This window comes from Bacillus sp. HY001 (assembly GCF_007558965.1).
Classification (GTDB): Bacteria; Bacillota; Bacilli; order Bacillales; family Bacillaceae_G; genus Bacillus_A; species Bacillus_A mobilis.
The window spans coordinates 1-290 of the sequence record NZ_VLTE01000185.1 but is presented as its reverse complement, the minus strand read 5'-3'; the positions used below and the strand labels follow the sequence as shown (position 1 = coordinate 290).

The following is a 290-nucleotide window of genomic DNA, read 5'->3' as shown; positions in this document are numbered from 1 at the left end:
TTGAATGAAATCCGTCATTTTTTCATCATAATCAGGGTAATTAAAATCTAATAAAGATGCAACTTTTTTAGAATAGGCTCTAAACATATCACAACATAACTTAAAGGATCCCCAGGATTCTTTATAACCAGATTGACTAAAAGTTTTTATTAGTTTTTCTAACTCTTCTTCAGGAAGATAATTACCAATAAATTTATGGTTCTTGCCAACACTAAAATTAAATCCTTCTCTTATACCAACTTCCCATGACATCATTCGTAAGAGTTCAGGACGAAGAATTTGATTAAAAT

1 protein-coding gene is annotated in these 290 nt (G+C 29.3%); it reads right to left on the bottom strand.

Going from position 1 to position 290, the window contains the following annotated elements:
- A partial coding sequence (locus FOT98_RS30305; RefSeq protein WP_186292146.1) for an aminoglycoside 6-adenylyltransferase occupies window positions 1–290 on the bottom strand: 290 nt, incomplete at both ends.